Genomic DNA, 14,456 nt, shown 5'->3' with positions numbered 1-14,456 from the left:
GACCTCCAATGTCAGTTCAGGTCAAAGCCTTGAGACGCTTTTGGGCGCCTCATGCGGGGTAGGCAGGACGCAGATCGAGACCTTGCCGCTCGTCGAGGCCCATCATGATGTTGGCCGCCTGAAGGGCCGACCCGGCCGCCCCCTTGACGAGGTTGTCGATGGCGCTGACGACGAGAAGGCGGCGGCCGTCGTCGGCGAGGGCGAAGCCCACGAGGGCTCTGTTGCTTCCCAGGACGAGGCGGGGATCGGGAAAGCGGAGATGGGCCGGCCGGGCCGGAGTGAGATGAAGAAAAAATTCCCCTTTGAAGGCCTGACGGTAGAGCTTCCAAAGGTCGGCCTCGACCACCCTCTTGCTCAAGCCGATGTGGGCCGCCATCTGAATGCCCCGGACCATCTCGACGGCCGTCACCGTCATCGTCAGGCGCGAGGCGTCGAGGTCCAGCTCCTGGAGCGTCTCGGCCATGTGCCTGTGTCGGAAGGGCTCGATGATGCGCAGGGCCCGGCTGCGGAAGGGATGGTGGCCCCCTTCGGAAGGCGTCGCCCCTCCCTCCGAGGAGCCGACGCGGCACTCGGCCCGGACCGTTTCGAGAAGGCCCGCCCGGGCCAGGGGGAAAAGGGCCAGATTGAGGGCCGTGGCGTTGCACCCCACTCCCGAAGCCAGATCGGCCTGGCCCAGTTCCCGGCGATGAAGCTCGGCCAGGCCGTAGACGGCCCTTTCGACGAGCTCCTGAGGGGCTCCTCCCGGACCGTACCAGCTCTCCCGCAGAGACCTGTCCCGAAGGCGGAAGTCGGCCGAGAGGTCGACGACCTTCAGGCCCCGATCGAGACAACGCCTCGCCACGGGAAAGGAAGAGCCGTGAGGCAGAGCCAGAAAGGCCAGATCGGCCGCGACGCCTTCGGCCTCGTCGGGGGCGGTGAAAAGAAGATCGGGATAGTCGGGACGAAGATGGGGGTGAACGGTCCAGAGGGGCTGACCGGCCCGGCGGCGCGAGGTGACGGCCACGAGCTCCATCGCCTCCTGGCCGGCCAGAAGGCGCAGGAGCTCGCCTCCCGTCAGCCCCGTTCCTCCCCAGATGATGACGCGTGCCATGGACAGATCTCCTTTCTTATGGAAGCCACCTCGGGCCCCGGAGGGCCCCCGGCCGGTTCGTCGTTCCCCCCGCTCGATTCTTCCGGCGGGGACGGGGATAAAAAAAGATCCGCTTCCCCGAGGGATGCGGACCGTCGAAATGCCTCTTCATCGGATCAGCGCGTCATCGCGCCGACAAGAGACACTCCGGACCGGTCCACGACGGTTTGAGCCCCCGCTTTCGGGCGGCCGTCTTTTTGAGCCATCCTCGGACGTCGGAAGGAACCGTGGCCGTCGGTCTTCTCATCGCCGACGCTCCAAGCGGGCACAGTGGCCGATGACGGCCGCGGGAATGTCGACGCCCGTGGGGGCGATGGAGTTGCGGAACTCGGCTCCGTCGTTGACTTCGTTGACGAGCCAGCCCGATTCGGTCCCGAAGAGATCGACGGCCAGAAAATCGCCGCCGATGGCCTCGTGGACGCGGCGCAGGATCGCCTCGAGATCGGCCTCGACGGGCTGAAGGGCGGCCCTGCCTCCCCGGGCCGTGTTGGTGATCCAGTGGGAACTTTCTCGGCGGATGGCGCCGATGGGCTCGCCGCCGACGACGAAGGCCCGGACGTCGAAGCCGCTTTTTTCCACGTACTGCTGGACGTAGAAGATCTGATGATGGGCGCCGAGATGGGCCTTGTGTTCGATGACGGCCTCGGCGGACTCCCTGTCGTTGACCTTGGCCAGAAGGCGTCCCCAGCTGCCCGTGACGGGCTTGAGAACGGCGGGGTACCCCAGCTCCTCGACGGCGGCCAGGGCTCCCTCCTCGGAAAGGGCCAGGCGGTAGGCGGGCTGGGGAACGGAGGCCGCCTCGAGAGCGGCCGTCGTGGCCAGTTTGTCGCCGCAGAGCTCCATCACCGAGGCGGCGTTGACGACGCGCCGTCCCCGCCCCTCGAGGTGGCGGGCCAGGGCCAGATTCTGGCCGTGACCGATGCAGCGGCAGAGGTAGACGTCGTCCTCGGCCCAGGAGGCGCCCCAGACGCGGTCCTTGACGTCCTCCAGCGAGAGGGGGACGTCAAGGCGACGGGCCGCCTCGACGAGAAGCTTTTCCTCCTGCCTCAGACGGGTGAAAAGAAGGCGCAGCACCCTACTCGCCCCAGTCTTCCTGGACCTGGGGCGCCTCTTCCACGGAGAGGGGGTCGAGGCCCGTGAGCTCCAGCTCCGTCCCGCAGTCGGGACAGAGAAGAATCTCGCCGACGAGGGCGCCTTCGGGGAGAGCCACCTGTCCTTCGCAAACCACACATGTCACCTGAGCCATGGAAAAAACCTCCTTCGCGATCCTTCAGGAATCCTTTCGAAAAGCAGAAAGGCAAAAAACAGCGAAAAACACAAAAATCCCGTCCCCGAATCGGGGACGGGATCTGAAACCCGCGGTACCACCCCGGTTGAGCCGACAAGGCCCCACCTCGAAGGCCCGATAACGGAGGCCGACCGGAACGCCTGATCCGCCTCGGCGGCTTTCGGCGTCTGCTCCACAGGCCTTGGGCCTCTCGCGGACCGCCAGGACGTCTCTCAGCCGGTGAACGTCCCTCTCTGTAGGCGGATGGGCCCGCGTGGGCCACCTGCTTCATCGCGCTTTCGCGGGGAGAATCCTTTCGGTGCGGACCGAAGGAGGTCCTCCCTCTCATGTTGAGTGGGATTATGGAGGCCTTTTCCGCTTCTGTCAAGACTCAGGGGAAAAAAGATGTCGCCGGACAATGGTATTGTCACTCGTGAAGAGGACAGGGAAAATGTCACTTATGACGACCAGGAGAGACCTACTCATGAAGACAAAAGAAGCAAGGCGCTTGGGGTTGGTGGAAGAGGCTGTCGCGGGCAACCTGACGGTTCAGGAGGTGGCCGATCGGCTCGGTCTGAGCCGCCGTCAGGTCTTTCGGCTCAAACGACGCTACCGGGAAGAAGGAGCGCAGGGGCTCCTGCACAAGGGACGAGGCAAACCGTCCCGGCGCAGAATCTCTCAGGAGACACGGGATTTCGTCGTCAGTCTGGCCAAGGGTCTTTACAGGGATACGAGCTGTCAGCACATGGCCGAACTCCTTGCCGAAGAGCATGATCTCGTGCTGAGCGCCAAGAGCATCGCCCGTTTCCTTCGCGCGGAGAACCTGTCCCTCGTTCATCGCCACCGGGCCCCGAAGCGGCGTTCCCGCAGGGTCCGACGGTCCCGACGAGGCGATCTGGTCCAGATGGACGCCTCTCCTTTCGATTGGTTCGAGATCGGTGAGCGTTGCACTCTCCACGGCGTGATTGACGATGCCACAGGAGAGGTCCTCGGTCTGTGGATGGCCAGGAATGAGTGCCTCTTCGGCTACTTCCGCGTGCTCCGTCAGATGCTTGATCGCCACGGCGTGCCTCGCGAGCTTTACGCCGACCGCCACACCATCTTCCTTTCTCCCAAGTCGGAAAAACTGACGATCAAGGAGGAGCTGGAGGACTCGGCGCCTGTAACCCAGTTCGGCCGCGCTCTGGAGGCTCTCGGAACTCGCTATGTCCCTGCAGGGTCTCCCCAGGCGAAGGGGCGGATCGAAAGGCTCTGGGGAACTCTTCAGGATCGTCTCGTCGTCGCCTTCCGACGGGCCGGAGTGAAAACGATCGAAGAGGCCAACGTCCTGCTCGCCGCCTACCCGGGAGAGGTCCATAACCCGAGGTTCGCTCGTCCTCCCGCAGAGGGGGCATCTGCCTTTCTCCCTCCGCCGGACGGCCCCGCTCTCGATCTCCTCCTGACTCGCCAGACCGACCGGAAGGCCTCGGGAGACTCGACGATTTCCCTCGACGGAAAACAGTACGCCCTGATAGGCCCCCGCAGACGCCCCCTGCTTCTTGCCAGAGGACAGGCGGTCAAGGTCATCGAGAAGCTCGACGGGAAACTCCTGGCTCTTGTCCATGACGGGCTCTACGATCTCGCAGCCGTCGACAAAGAGCCCCCTGCGACTCCCCCGCCTGTCATCGAGACGAAGACAGGCACTCCATGCAAAACGAAGAAGCAGAGGAAGCCGGCGGCAGACCATCCCTGGCGACAGAATCCCGCTCCTCCTGCCGCGGCGGTCGGCTCCGAGCAAGGGACGGGTTCCCCTCCCTAGAAGGACCTCCGCCGCGGAGGAAAGCCAAGGCGGGCTGTTGACGGGGGCGATTTCAGCCCCTCGAAAGCGACACTTTCATTGTCCCTCAGACCCTCTTTTTAGATGACATTTTTAGTGTCCCTTGACAGACTCAGGGGAAAAAAGAAACAGCCCTGCCGCGAAAAAGTACGGCCTCATCGGGCGAGGAGGGGAGGGCGGCGAAAGGGAGACGGCGGCGTTCGAGGGCGCCCGACGGGACGACAGGCTCCCTCGACGCAATTGGTCAGTATTGATCAGTTCCTATGGCCTCTTTTAGGTCGCAAAGCGGCCTCCGCTCGCTCCCCCATCGGAGGCCGCCACGACCCTGTCACACCCTCCGAAGCCGCCTAGCCCCGCCTCAACGGGGACGCAGCATCTGGCGTACCGCCGCGCCGACGCGCCGGGCCAGGGCCGCCGCCGCGACGGCCTTGAGGAGATCGCCGGGAAGAAAGGGAAGGGCGCCGACCTTGACGGCCCCCCAGAGAGAGATCTCCTTGCCGACGAGATGGTTGAGATTGAGATAGAGGCCGGCGACGCCCACGACGTAGAGGGAAGCCATTCCGGCCAGACAGGCCAGGAGATAGTCCCGGAAACTCGGCTCTACGTGACGCTCCGTCAGGGCTCCCGTCACGTAGGCGGCGACGGCAAATCCGACGACGAAGCCGAACGAGGGTCGAAGGAGAGCCTGAAGACCGCCGCCGACGGTGAAGACGGGCAGACCGAGGAGCCCCATGGCGATGTAGAGCCCCTGGGAGAGAAGGGCTCCCTTCGACCCGAGAAGGACGCCGGCCAGGTAGACGAAAAAGACCTGGAGCGTCAGGGGAATGACGGGAAAGGGGATGCGGATGAAGGCGCCGACGACGGTCAGCACGGCAAAGAGCGAGGCGAGGATCATGAGACGCAGACGCTGCTTCAAGGGGAAACCTCCAGTCATCCTTGTATTTTTTGGGTTGACACGGGCATTATAACCGGGCCGGAGGGAAAAAGCGAGGCGCCTGCCCCACCCGGATTCACAGGCCCGACCGGGCGAACGCCGCCGGACCCGCCGCTTCGAGGCCCCTTCCAATCACCTCATCGACGCGGGTTCGAGACGCCTCTCTTCACGCCGCAGCGGAATCGACGGAGTTCCGGCCCTTCCCTGCCTGCCTGCGGATTCAGGGCCCAGACCATCAGGGCCCACAGGGACAGAGGATTCGGGACCTTCGGTGATCCCCTCGCCGAGCAGGGGAAACCCGTCGCCTCCAGGAGCCTGTCGGGCTCAGCCTGACAGGCTCCTGCCCTTGTCTGCTCTTTTTAAGAAGCTTTTTGACCTTAAGGCTCTTTGCAGCCTTGCCGGTCGAGCTAAATCCCTTTTTCTCCGAGAAGCCCGAATCGGAAAGCCTCGGCGGAGAGATCTGACGAACCCGGGACGGCTTTGGAGGCTCTCCTCCCGGAGGGAGGGGGGCTTTGAAGCCGTCCCGGCGGGGGCAGCGATCGGAGAGGATAAAAAGGGGAAGAAGATGTTGATTTTCATTGACCTTAGGTCATCCCACCGGCGGCACCTCTCTCTTTGCGCTCTCTTTTTCCCTGCCTCCTCGAGCATCGGCGACGAAGACCCCGTTCGGCCCTGCCGAAGCCCGAGGGGACCGGGGCCATCGTCCCGCGAGGGAGCGAAACGTCGCCGCTCAAGAACAAAGAGGACAAGGTCCGCCAATCTGAGGACGCGTCCGGGCAGACCTCGTCGGGCATTCCAGGTCCGCTCGAATCTCCTCGTCGTTTTGGCTCGAGGCGAAGACCGCGCTCCTCCAGCCCCTTCCCCGGCGGGCCGATGGAGGTTTCACCCCTCGTTGCCCGCCGAGGCGAGGGACAGCCGGGACGGGAAAGGCAGGAAGCCTCCGGCCGGGCACGCGAACCATAAAGAGGGGGAGCCGGAGAGACCTCCCGTCTCCGGCTCCCCCTCCCCTTCGCGACGATTCGGCGCGGCGACGTCAGACAGCGTCGATGATCTCCCGGGCCAGTCCCTTGAAGGTCGCCAGATAATCCCGGCGCTCCTTGCGGAGGGCTCCGATGACCTTGGCATACTCCTCTCGCGAGTAATGACGGTAGGGGTCGTAGGCCTCGCCCCCGTCGAAGGGCAGCCTTTCCGGGACCTCGTAGCCCAGGATGTCGTCGTAGCGCCAGGTGAGGTTTTCCCGCAGGAGGGCCTCGATGGAGTTGAAGGTGACGTCGGGCGTCACGTTCAGGCCGTCGCGGCCGCCGATGCGTCCCGTGTTGAGGACATAGCAGCGGATGTGGTCGTTGTTGCGCAGGATCTGGAGAAGACGGTTGCCGTTGGTGTGAGGCCTGTTGACGACGAAGGGATCGAAGCCGACGACGCGCTTGGCCTGCCCCACCCTGGAGGGATCTTCGGCGCTGGTGATCGTCGACTCGCCGAGCATGAAGTAGGCCGCTGCCTGTTCGGGCGAGATGAGCCGCCCCAGGGGGGGGATGTCGTAGCGGCGCATGTTGAAGAGAAGGACGTCGACGCGGGGGAGATCGATCCGCTCCGACGTGTTGGGGATGGCGTCGCGGGGGACGAGCCCTCGTCCATTGGTGCTGATGGCATGGTTGTCGAAATCGACGTCGCCGTCGTCGTCGACCCAGACGTTTTCCAGGATGGCCCTTCTGTCGCGGGCGGCGACGAGCAGGGGCTCCTGCTTGGAGACGTTATCGGTCTTTATGTAGTAGTTCCGCTCCGTCCCAAGCGACGTCCCGTCGGGAAGGAGGAGATTGATGTCATCCTGAAGGACCTCGACGCCCTCGGGGGCCTCGAAGCCGTGATCGGCCGTGGTGATCGTCGTCTTCCCCGTGCCAGAGAGGCCGAAGACGAGAAGGCCCTTCTCGGTCAGTCCCTCCGACTTGTCCCGGACGCGGACGATCTTGCTGCCCGCGTGAAGTCCCAGTCCCTGGAGCTCCTCGCGGACGATGTGCATGGCCATGCGCAGCGTGGCCATCTTGGCCTCTCCGTAGTAGTCGCTCCCGAGGATGTAGGTGACCCGCTCCTGGGGAAAGGCGAGGATCTTCCGCTGATGCCACTCGGGGACGACGACGGTGACGATGTCGGCGAAGTCCTCGTCGGTCTGGGGATAGAAGTTGTAGCTGTACATCTGGGCGATCCGGGCGTAGCGGCGCGTGACGTAGAGGTTGGTCAGGATCTCGGCTCCCGCCGGCGAACCGATGCGGGAGGTGACGCGGATCATCTGCTGCCACCGGAGGTAGCCCCAGACCTGCTGAAGCAGAAGCAGATGGGATTCGTCGAGGTCATAGACCAGCTCGGTGAATTCCTTGCTCCGCGATCGGATGCGCGTCACGTAGAGAGAGGACTCCTGGTTGTTCGGCACCAGCTCGTGGGCCGCCAGCGCGCGCAGCTCCTCGTCGGTGACATCGCGGAGAAGACTGCGGCAGACAGGGTGTTTCAATCGCTCGGAGAGAACATCTCGACTTCCTTCATCGAACACGAAAACCGCCTCCTTGGGGCGTCGCTCTTATCTCTTCGCCCGGCTACGGGCCCTCGGGGGGCCCTACTCCACCCACCGCCAGCGCAGCACCGAGCCGCGATGACGGTATCCCTCGAAAAAGGTCTCGGCCGTTCCGACGAAGGAGAGAGGAACGGCCATCTCCAGAGTCACGCTTTCGCCGTAGCGAGATCGCAGGGACTCGCCGTCGACGCCGATCTGACCGATCTGATGGAGAAGGATCCCCTGAGCCTCGTAGGGGATCTCCGCCTCGAGGCGCCTCGAAAGGCGCCTTTCGGTTTTTCCCGAGGCCTCGAGCGCCGCCCTGGCCGCGGCGCCGTAAGCCTCGATGAGTCCTCGAACACCCAGCTTGATCCCGCCGAAATAGCGGGTGACGACGACGAGGGCATTCGTCACGTCGGCCCGCAGCAGGGCTCCCAGAATGGGTTTGCCCGCCGACCCGGAAGGCTCGCCGCCATCGGAATAGTACTCTCTCGGCGAGGGGAAACCGAGGCGATGAGCCCAGCAGTGGTGATTGGCGTCGGCCAGGGAACGGCCGACCTCCCTCAGGGCCTCCCGGGAGCTCTCCTCGTCGCCGACGAGGCAGACCTGAGCCAGGAAGCGGGATCTCTTGATCTGCAGCTCGGCTTTCCCCGCCCGTTCCGGCTCGAGATAGACATCCCGCCCCTCACTCAAGATCCCAGGCCTCTCTCATCCACCGATAGGTCTCGACCAGACCTTCGGGAAGGACCCGCGTCGCCCCCAGGACGGGCATGAAGTTGACGTCGCCGTTCCAGCGGGGGACGACGTGAAGGTGGAGGTGCCCCTCGACGCCCGCTCCGGCCACCTTGCCCAGGTTGATGCCCATGTTGAAACCCTGAGGTTTCATGGTGCGGTTCATGACGGCCACGGCCTTGGCGGAGAGGCTGTGCATTTCCGTCACTTCCCGGGCCGTGAGCGAGCCGTAGTCGCAGGTGTGACGGTAGGGCACGACCATGAGATGGCCCGGATTGTAGGGAAAGGCGTTGAGGATGACAAAGCAGCTCTCGCCCCGGGCCAGGATGAACCTCTCCCGATCCTTATCCTCTCGGGGGAAATCGCAGAAGATGCAGCCTCCATGTTCCTTGGGACTCGCGATATAAGCCATCCGCCAGGGCGCGAAGAGCGTTTCCAAACCGACCACCTCCCGATCTCGAAACCATGTTTCACGTGAAACATGAACGGCGACAAAAGGACAGGACCTATCGTAGCAAAAGAAGAGGCCTCGAAGTTGTCGGAAAAAAGGGACTTTATCGCAGGAATTTTCCCCGTCATAAGGAAGGACGAGAAGGGCGAAACGGCACGGAACGGGAGAGGTTTTCGAACCCGCCGGCTCGAAAGAGAAGACGCTCCATCGACAGGGCCGAAAGGCGGATGCAAGAGCCTTCGGGTGATCTCGTCCCGCAGGGTTTCCGTCCCGAATGATGTCACCTCGACAGCGACGGCAATGAAGGAAAACCCCACCGCCCCCTTCGGGGCGGGCGCGGGCACGATGCCCACGCTCCCAGAAAAACCCCGCTGTGGTCGCAGGTTCTGCCCTCGCCGGGAGCGCGGCCATCTTGGCGGCGCGCGGGACGGGTCTATCGTCCCGCAGGGTTTCCGACCCGAATGATGTCACCTCGACAGCGACGGCAATGAGAGGGCAACCCCACCGCCCCCTTCGGGGCGGGCGCGGGCACGACGCCCACGCTCCCAGGAAAACCCCGCTGGAGGCCTTCCGCCCAGGGTCGGGACAAGAAGGCCAGGAGTCCTTCCGCCCCCGTCACGACGGATTCCGTTTTTTCTTCCTCCAGGTAGAGCTTATGCCACGTCCTCCCTGTCCAGCGGTCCGGTGGCCGATCTCTCGAAGGGCGGTGGCGGAATTTCCATGGCCTCTGACGTGGGGCTCGATGGTCTGCGATCGATCTTCCCGTCAGCACACAGAGAGCCTCCTGTCCCGCCGAGCATCCGATATCGCGACCGCAGGTCCGGCGGGCCTGAGCGGATACCATCGGGTCCGTTTTTTCGAGGTCCGCTCGGGGCGCCTCATCGGTGCCGGTTCAGGACAAAGGCCTCGATCCTTCTGGGGCCTTCCTGCCGGGCCGGTGACGTCTGCCACCCTTTTGCCCGTCGAGCCGAGGGGAGCGGTCACTCGCTTCGGCGATTCCCCCCGAAAAGAGGGAAACAAGGTTCACCGAGGGGCCAAGGGTGCGAGACGGGAAGACATGTTTCACGTGAAACGTCGCCGCTCCCCTTCCCGTCGCCTCTCCATCCCCGAAGCACGGACACGAACAGGGTGAAAGCCTTCGACAGGGCCAGGAGACACCGGGAAGGCGGAGACGATCGCCTCGAATCGCGGGATCCGGCGAAACGCCTCCCGAAGAGCCTGCCGATTCGGGGCCATAAGAGAGAACCCGGCAGGCCGTCAAAGGAGGGGGAGGGAGCGGCGCCCCTCTGTCTCCTCGCTCCGGCCAGGGCAGGGGGAAGCCCCCTCCGCCGTCGGTCCGGCGCCGACGTCCACTCGAAAGGGAGGCGGCCCGATCGCTCCCGAACGACGAGCCCCCTGAAGCGCCCCTTTCCTGCCATCGGCGGACGTGACCGGGAGGAATCCCGATGCCCCGGCCCGACCGGGCGAACGTCGCCAGATCCGCCGATTCGAGGCCCCTGCCGGTCACCTCGTCGACGCGGGTTCGAGGCGCGTCCCTTCACGCGGCAGTCGCGCCCCGACGTACCTGCGGGTTCGCAGGGAAAGCCGCGTCGCCCACGGCCACAGCTCAGCCCCTCCGGCGCAAAAGGAAGAGGTTGAAGAGACCGGAGAAACCCCTTTTTCGTCGGGCAAGGCCTGTCTGCCGTCAGTCGTCGCGCCTCCAGAATCTGCGAAGGGAGAACCACCCCTGCCAGAGGCCGAAAAAGGCACCGGCCAGATAGATGAGGACGACGACCCACGTGGGATAGCCGGCCGTCCTGGCCCTGTCACCCAGGAGAACGGCGAGAAAGACGAAGCCGACGATGACGAGAGCGGCGCCGACGATCCTCCCGAAGGACAAAAAGTCTTCTACTTGTTTCTTCATTTTGAGTGCCCTATTCCCCGGGAAATAGCCGTTCCCCCTCCCGATCGAGCAGGGCGAGGAGTTCCCTCGTCGCCCTCTCCCCGAGGCCATCGATGCGAAGGCTCCTCCGTCGCCCCTTCATCACGACGCGAAGAACGAGCCCGAAACGCCGCTGGAGGCGCTCCGCCTCCGGATAGGCCGCCTCTTCTCCGCCGACTCTCTCCCGGCGGGGTTTCTTGGGGGTCTCTCTCAGAGCCCGTTCCAGTTTCCTGACGGACCAGTCCTCGTCGCGGCAGCGCTCGGCGAGGGCGATCCTCTCCTCCTCCCCCTCGACGGCCAGGAGAGCCCGACCATGGCCCTCGGTCAGTTCCCTCCGGGAGAGCATGGCCTGCACCTCCGCAGGAAGCTGAAGGAGACGGAGTTTGTTCGTCACCGTCGACCGGTTCCAGCCCAGCTGGCGGGCCGCCTCCTCCTGGCTCTTCGTCGTCTCAACGAGGGCGGCGAGGGCACGGGCCACCTCCAGAGGCGTCAGGTCCTCCCTCTGGAGGTTTTCAACGAGAGCCACCTCCAGGAGGTCGTCGTCGCCGATGTCGAGGACGCGAACAGGGACGCTTTCCAGACCGGCCCGCTTCGCCGCCTGCCAGCGTCGCTCCCCGGCGATGATCTCGTAGCCCCCCTCGGCGGGGCGGACGAGAATCGGCTCCAGCAGGCCATGGCGCTCCAGGGAGCGGGCGAGGCTCTCCAGCCCCTCGGGGTCCATCTCCCGCCGCGGCTGCCTGGGATTGGGGCGGAGGGAGCTCCAGGGCAGGGAGACGACGGGAGCGGGGGCCTCCTCCCGCGACGAGGCCCCGGGAAGGAGGGCTCCCAGTCCGCGGCCTAGTGCCTTAGCCATCGTTCTTCCACCTCCCCGGCCAGGTCGGCGAAGGCCGCCGCCCCAAGACAGGAGCCGTCGTAGTAGGCGACGGGCTTGCCGTAGCTGGGGGCCTCCGAAAGACGGACGTTCCGGGGAATGGCCGTCTCGAAGACGAGCGGTCCGAACTGGCGCCGGACTTCCTCACCCACCTCGCGGGAAAGACGGGTCCGCTGATCCTGCATGGTGAGGACGACGCCGGCCAGCTCGAGTCTCTCGTTGAGGTAGTTCCTGACGAGTTTGAGGGTCCTCATGAGCTGGCCCACGCCCTCGAGGGCGAAATACTCGCTCTGAATCGGGACGAGCAGCTTCGACGCCGCGACGAAGGCGTTGAGCGTCAGAAGCCCCAAGGAGGGGGGACAGTCGATGAGAACGATGTCGACGCCGTTCAGACCGTCGAGGGCACGCCTCAGGCGCGTCTCGCGGCTCATGGCGCTCGCCAGCTCCACCTCGGCCCCGGCCAGATCGAGGGTGGCCGGAAGGAGGGAGAGCCCCTCCCAGGGGGTCCTGACGAGGACGTCGGAGAGGGAGGCCTCGCCGAGGAGAAGGTCGTAGACGCTTTTCGATATGCTGTTTCTGTCGATGCCGAGGCCGCTGGTGCTGTTGCCCTGGGGGTCGAGATCGGCCAGGAGGACCTGTCGTCCCCTCCTGCCCAGTTCGGCGGCGAGATTGATGCAGCACGTCGTCTTCCCCACGCCCCCCTTCTGGTTGGCCACAGCCACGATGTTCATCTCCATCACCTCCACCAGGGTCTTTTGAGGGCCATTCCGGCCCTTCGAGGGAAACGGCCGGGACAGGGAGCCTCCTTGAACCATCGAACGACGCAGAGCGACTTGCCCCCCAGGCCGTAGGGAAAGATCTCGGGTTCGCCCAGGCCCAACTCTCCCCAACGTCCCTGGCCGGGGCGGAGTTCCTCCTCGGCCGAAGGCCCCTTGAAGGCCAGGAGGCTCCCGCCGGGAGCGACAAGAGGGCTGAGAAGTTCGGCGACGACATCGGCGCTGGCGACGGCCCGAGCCGTCGCCACGAGGAAGGTCTCCCGTCGTTCCAGGGCCACGACCTCGGAGCGGACGGAGCGGACGACGGCATTCGTTATCGCCAGATCTTTCACGATGCCTTCGAGGGCCGCCGCCTTTTTGGCGATGCTGTCGACGAGGGTGACCGTCAGACCGGGTCGCACAAGGGCCCAGGCCAGGCCGGGCAGGCCTCCTCCCGTTCCGACGTCGACGACGGCTCCCTCCCGGGGCAGAAGGGGAAGGGCGACGAGGGCATCGAGGATATGCTCCTCCCAGAGTCCCTCGGCGCTCGTCGGCCCCGTCAGGCGGGCCTTGGCGTTGGCCTCGGCCAGAAGGAGGGCGTAGCGCCGCAAAAGGGGCTCGAAGGGGGCCAGCGCCTCCCTTGAGGGAGAGGCGAGACGAAAAAAAGGCGAAGCCATGGGTCAGACCTCCTTGGCGACCGTTCCACTTGGGCTAAAATGGAGTTGTGTTTCCCGTTCCTATCGTACCAGAGAATGGAGGCGTGACGTTGCGGCTTTTCGAGGCCCTTGTGGCCGAAGTGGAAAGGGAACGAAACGGCGTCGTCGAAAGGCTCCTTCTTGGCTGGCACGGTGCGGCCGTCGTCCTCGACGACGGCCGGGCCGGTTTCGCCCGCGTCCCCCTGCCCGGAACGGGGCCCCGAGAGAGCCACAGGGGCCATACGGCAGCCCTTCTGGGCGGCTCGGCTCACGATCTGGTCCGCCTCCTCGTCTCCCCCTATCCTCAGGAATTCTCCCTGGCGGGAGCGGCGGCGGAGGCCCTCCTTCCTCCCCCTCCCGGCCCGGGCCCCGAGGCGCTGCGCCTTCTCGTCCGCGACGGGCGGGCCTCCGTCGTGGGCTACGACCCAGACCTGGTGCTCCTCTTCCGGAGCTGGCGCTGGGATCTGTCCATCTTCGACGACGTGCGCCGGGCGCCCGACGTCTACCCCTCCTGGACGGAGGGGCACCTTCTTCAGGGAGCCCCCTGGGTTTTCCTCTCCTCGGAGGCCCTCAGGGATCGACGCGTCCTCTCCCTGGCCCCCCACTTCAGGAAGAGCGAGGGAACGGTCCTCGTCGGCCCCGGCCTTCCCTGGACGCCGCGACACTACCGGGAGTTGGGGATCTCCCATCTCCTTTCGCCCCGCCTCGTCGGCACAAGCGACGAGGCCGCCTCCTTCCTCGGCGCCGGCGGCGGCTTCTGGGAGTGTCCCGCCCTGGAGTGGCAACTGACGGCAATTCCCCTAACGGAGACGGTCGCAACGGACGGGAAAGGAGTGACGGATCGATGGACAGGAAGTCTTTTCGGATGAGGAAACTGGCCCGGACGGACGAGCATCTGGCGCTGCGGCTGGAGGAGGGCGACGATTTCTTCCCCGTCCTCAAGGCGATTCTCGTCGCAGAGGAGATCACGACGGCCGTCCTGCTCGCCGCCGCCGGGATGATGCGCGACGCCGAGATCGGATGGAACGGAGGCGGCACCTACCTGCGGCAGACCTTCGGCGAGCCGCTGGAGATCCTGGGCCTTTCGGGAACGGTGAGCCGCAAGCCCAACGGAGACCCCTTCTTCCACGCCCACGCCACCTTGGGCGACAGCCAGCACCGCGCCTGGGGAGGACACCTTTTCCGGGCCGTCGTCCACGAGACCTGCGAGCTCGTCTTCTCCCTGCCCAAGGGGATGATCTTCTACCGCATGCCCCTCCGGGCCGACGAACTGCCCCGCTTCTGTCCCGAGAGGAGCGGCTCCTTCTGAGGCGGATCCGTCCTTTTGCGGCCCTGCTCTGCCT

14 protein-coding genes are annotated in these 14,456 nt (G+C 65.3%); 3 read left to right on the top strand and 11 right to left on the bottom strand.

The window, feature by feature from the left end; translation table 11 throughout:
* Positions 1–49: 49 nt before the first annotated feature.
* From argC to lysW, 3 genes are all read right to left on the bottom strand, one after another.
* The gene (gene argC, locus KAR29_RS00430) at positions 50–1,090 is read right to left on the bottom strand and encodes an N-acetyl-gamma-glutamyl-phosphate reductase (RefSeq protein WP_274373686.1); all 1,041 of its coding nucleotides are present in this window, start codon (positions 1,088–1,090) and stop codon (positions 50–52) included.
* A 282-nt stretch (positions 1,091–1,372) separates the two neighbouring features.
* Positions 1,373–2,203 carry a lysine biosynthesis protein LysX gene (gene lysX / locus KAR29_RS00425; protein WP_274373685.1) on the bottom strand — a complete coding sequence of 277 codons (831 nt, stop codon included), beginning with the start codon at positions 2,201–2,203 and terminating at the stop codon, positions 1,373–1,375.
* Position 2,204: 1 nt separating this feature from the next.
* Positions 2,205–2,375, bottom strand: a complete 171-nt coding sequence (gene lysW / locus KAR29_RS00420; RefSeq protein WP_274373684.1) for a lysine biosynthesis protein LysW — start codon at positions 2,373–2,375, stop codon at positions 2,205–2,207.
* A 439-nt stretch (positions 2,376–2,814) separates the two neighbouring features.
* Between lysW and KAR29_RS00415 the strand changes: the two genes are divergently transcribed.
* Positions 2,815–4,194 carry an ISNCY family transposase gene (locus KAR29_RS00415; protein WP_311135602.1) on the top strand — a complete coding sequence of 460 codons (1,380 nt, stop codon included), beginning with the start codon at positions 2,815–2,817 and terminating at the stop codon, positions 4,192–4,194.
* Between the two features lie 376 nt (positions 4,195–4,570).
* Here KAR29_RS00415 and KAR29_RS00410 read toward each other — a convergent pair whose 3' ends face one another.
* The 8 genes from KAR29_RS00410 to rsmG all read right to left on the bottom strand — a co-directional run bounded on the left by KAR29_RS00410 (position 4,571) and on the right by rsmG (position 13,095).
* Positions 4,571–5,128: a biotin transporter BioY gene (locus KAR29_RS00410; RefSeq protein WP_274373683.1), complete on the bottom strand. Its 558-nt coding sequence runs from the start codon at positions 5,126–5,128 to the stop codon at positions 4,571–4,573.
* Between the two features lie 1,051 nt (positions 5,129–6,179).
* A complete protein-coding gene (locus KAR29_RS00405) occupies positions 6,180–7,688 on the bottom strand; it encodes a phosphoenolpyruvate carboxykinase (protein ID WP_274373682.1) in 1,509 nt (502 codons plus the stop codon).
* 63 nt (positions 7,689–7,751) lie between these two features.
* On the bottom strand, positions 7,752–8,381 hold the full coding sequence (locus tag KAR29_RS00400) for an IMPACT family protein (RefSeq protein ID WP_274373681.1): 630 nt from the start codon (positions 8,379–8,381) through the stop codon (positions 7,752–7,754).
* Complete coding sequence (locus KAR29_RS00395) at positions 8,374–8,859, bottom strand: HIT family protein (protein WP_274373680.1); 486 nt, start codon at positions 8,857–8,859, stop codon at positions 8,374–8,376. The genes KAR29_RS00400 and KAR29_RS00395 overlap by 8 nt, the downstream gene beginning before the upstream one ends.
* Positions 8,860–10,555: 1,696 nt before the next feature.
* Positions 10,556–10,774 carry a hypothetical protein gene (locus tag KAR29_RS00390; RefSeq protein WP_274373679.1) on the bottom strand — a complete coding sequence of 73 codons (219 nt, stop codon included), beginning with the start codon at positions 10,772–10,774 and terminating at the stop codon, positions 10,556–10,558.
* 10 nt (positions 10,775–10,784) lie between these two features.
* A complete protein-coding gene (locus tag KAR29_RS00385) occupies positions 10,785–11,645 on the bottom strand; it encodes a ParB/RepB/Spo0J family partition protein (RefSeq protein ID WP_274373678.1) in 861 nt (286 codons plus the stop codon).
* On the bottom strand, positions 11,630–12,394 hold the full coding sequence (locus KAR29_RS00380) for a ParA family protein (protein WP_274373677.1): 765 nt from the start codon (positions 12,392–12,394) through the stop codon (positions 11,630–11,632). The genes KAR29_RS00385 and KAR29_RS00380 overlap by 16 nt, the downstream gene beginning before the upstream one ends.
* Before the next feature lie 5 nt (positions 12,395–12,399).
* Positions 12,400–13,095: a 16S rRNA (guanine(527)-N(7))-methyltransferase RsmG gene (rsmG, locus tag KAR29_RS00375; protein ID WP_274373676.1), complete on the bottom strand. Its 696-nt coding sequence runs from the start codon at positions 13,093–13,095 to the stop codon at positions 12,400–12,402.
* 89 nt (positions 13,096–13,184) lie between these two features.
* On the opposite strand from rsmG, the gene KAR29_RS00370 reads away from it, so the two are divergent.
* Entirely contained in the window at positions 13,185–13,982 is a 798-nt protein-coding gene (locus tag KAR29_RS00370; protein ID WP_274373675.1) for a Rossmann-like domain-containing protein, read from the top strand.
* Complete coding sequence (locus KAR29_RS00365; protein ID WP_274373674.1) at positions 13,979–14,422, top strand: PPC domain-containing DNA-binding protein; 444 nt, start codon at positions 13,979–13,981, stop codon at positions 14,420–14,422. Before KAR29_RS00370 ends, KAR29_RS00365 begins: the two co-directional genes overlap by 4 nt.
* The last annotated feature ends 34 nt before the right edge of the window (positions 14,423–14,456 follow it).

The sequence above is a fragment of the Aminithiophilus ramosus genome, from assembly GCF_018069705.1.
Lineage (GTDB): Bacteria > Synergistota > Synergistia > Synergistales > Aminithiophilaceae > Aminithiophilus > Aminithiophilus ramosus.
This window is presented reverse-complemented; position numbering and strand designations above follow the sequence as displayed.

What these genes read in the sequence shown, in the direction of transcription:
- argC (WP_274373686.1), bottom strand. Translation starts at nt 1,090, where the DNA reads ATGGCACGCGTCATCATCTGGGGAGGAACGGGGCTGACGGGAGGCGAG.
- lysW (WP_274373684.1), bottom strand. Translation starts at nt 2,375, where the DNA reads ATGGCTCAGGTGACATGTGTGGTTTGCGAAGGACAGGTGGCTCTCCCC.
- KAR29_RS00415 (WP_311135602.1), top strand. Translation starts at nt 2,815, where the DNA reads ATGGTATTGTCACTCGTGAAGAGGACAGGGAAAATGTCACTTATGACG.
- KAR29_RS00390 (WP_274373679.1), bottom strand. Translation starts at nt 10,774, where the DNA reads ATGAAGAAACAAGTAGAAGACTTTTTGTCCTTCGGGAGGATCGTCGGC.
- KAR29_RS00385 (WP_274373678.1), bottom strand. Translation starts at nt 11,645, where the DNA reads ATGGCTAAGGCACTAGGCCGCGGACTGGGAGCCCTCCTTCCCGGGGCC.
- KAR29_RS00380 (WP_274373677.1), bottom strand. Translation starts at nt 12,394, where the DNA reads ATGAACATCGTGGCTGTGGCCAACCAGAAGGGGGGCGTGGGGAAGACG.
- rsmG (WP_274373676.1), bottom strand. Translation starts at nt 13,095, where the DNA reads ATGGCTTCGCCTTTTTTTCGTCTCGCCTCTCCCTCAAGGGAGGCGCTG.
- KAR29_RS00365 (WP_274373674.1), top strand. Translation starts at nt 13,979, where the DNA reads ATGAGGAAACTGGCCCGGACGGACGAGCATCTGGCGCTGCGGCTGGAG.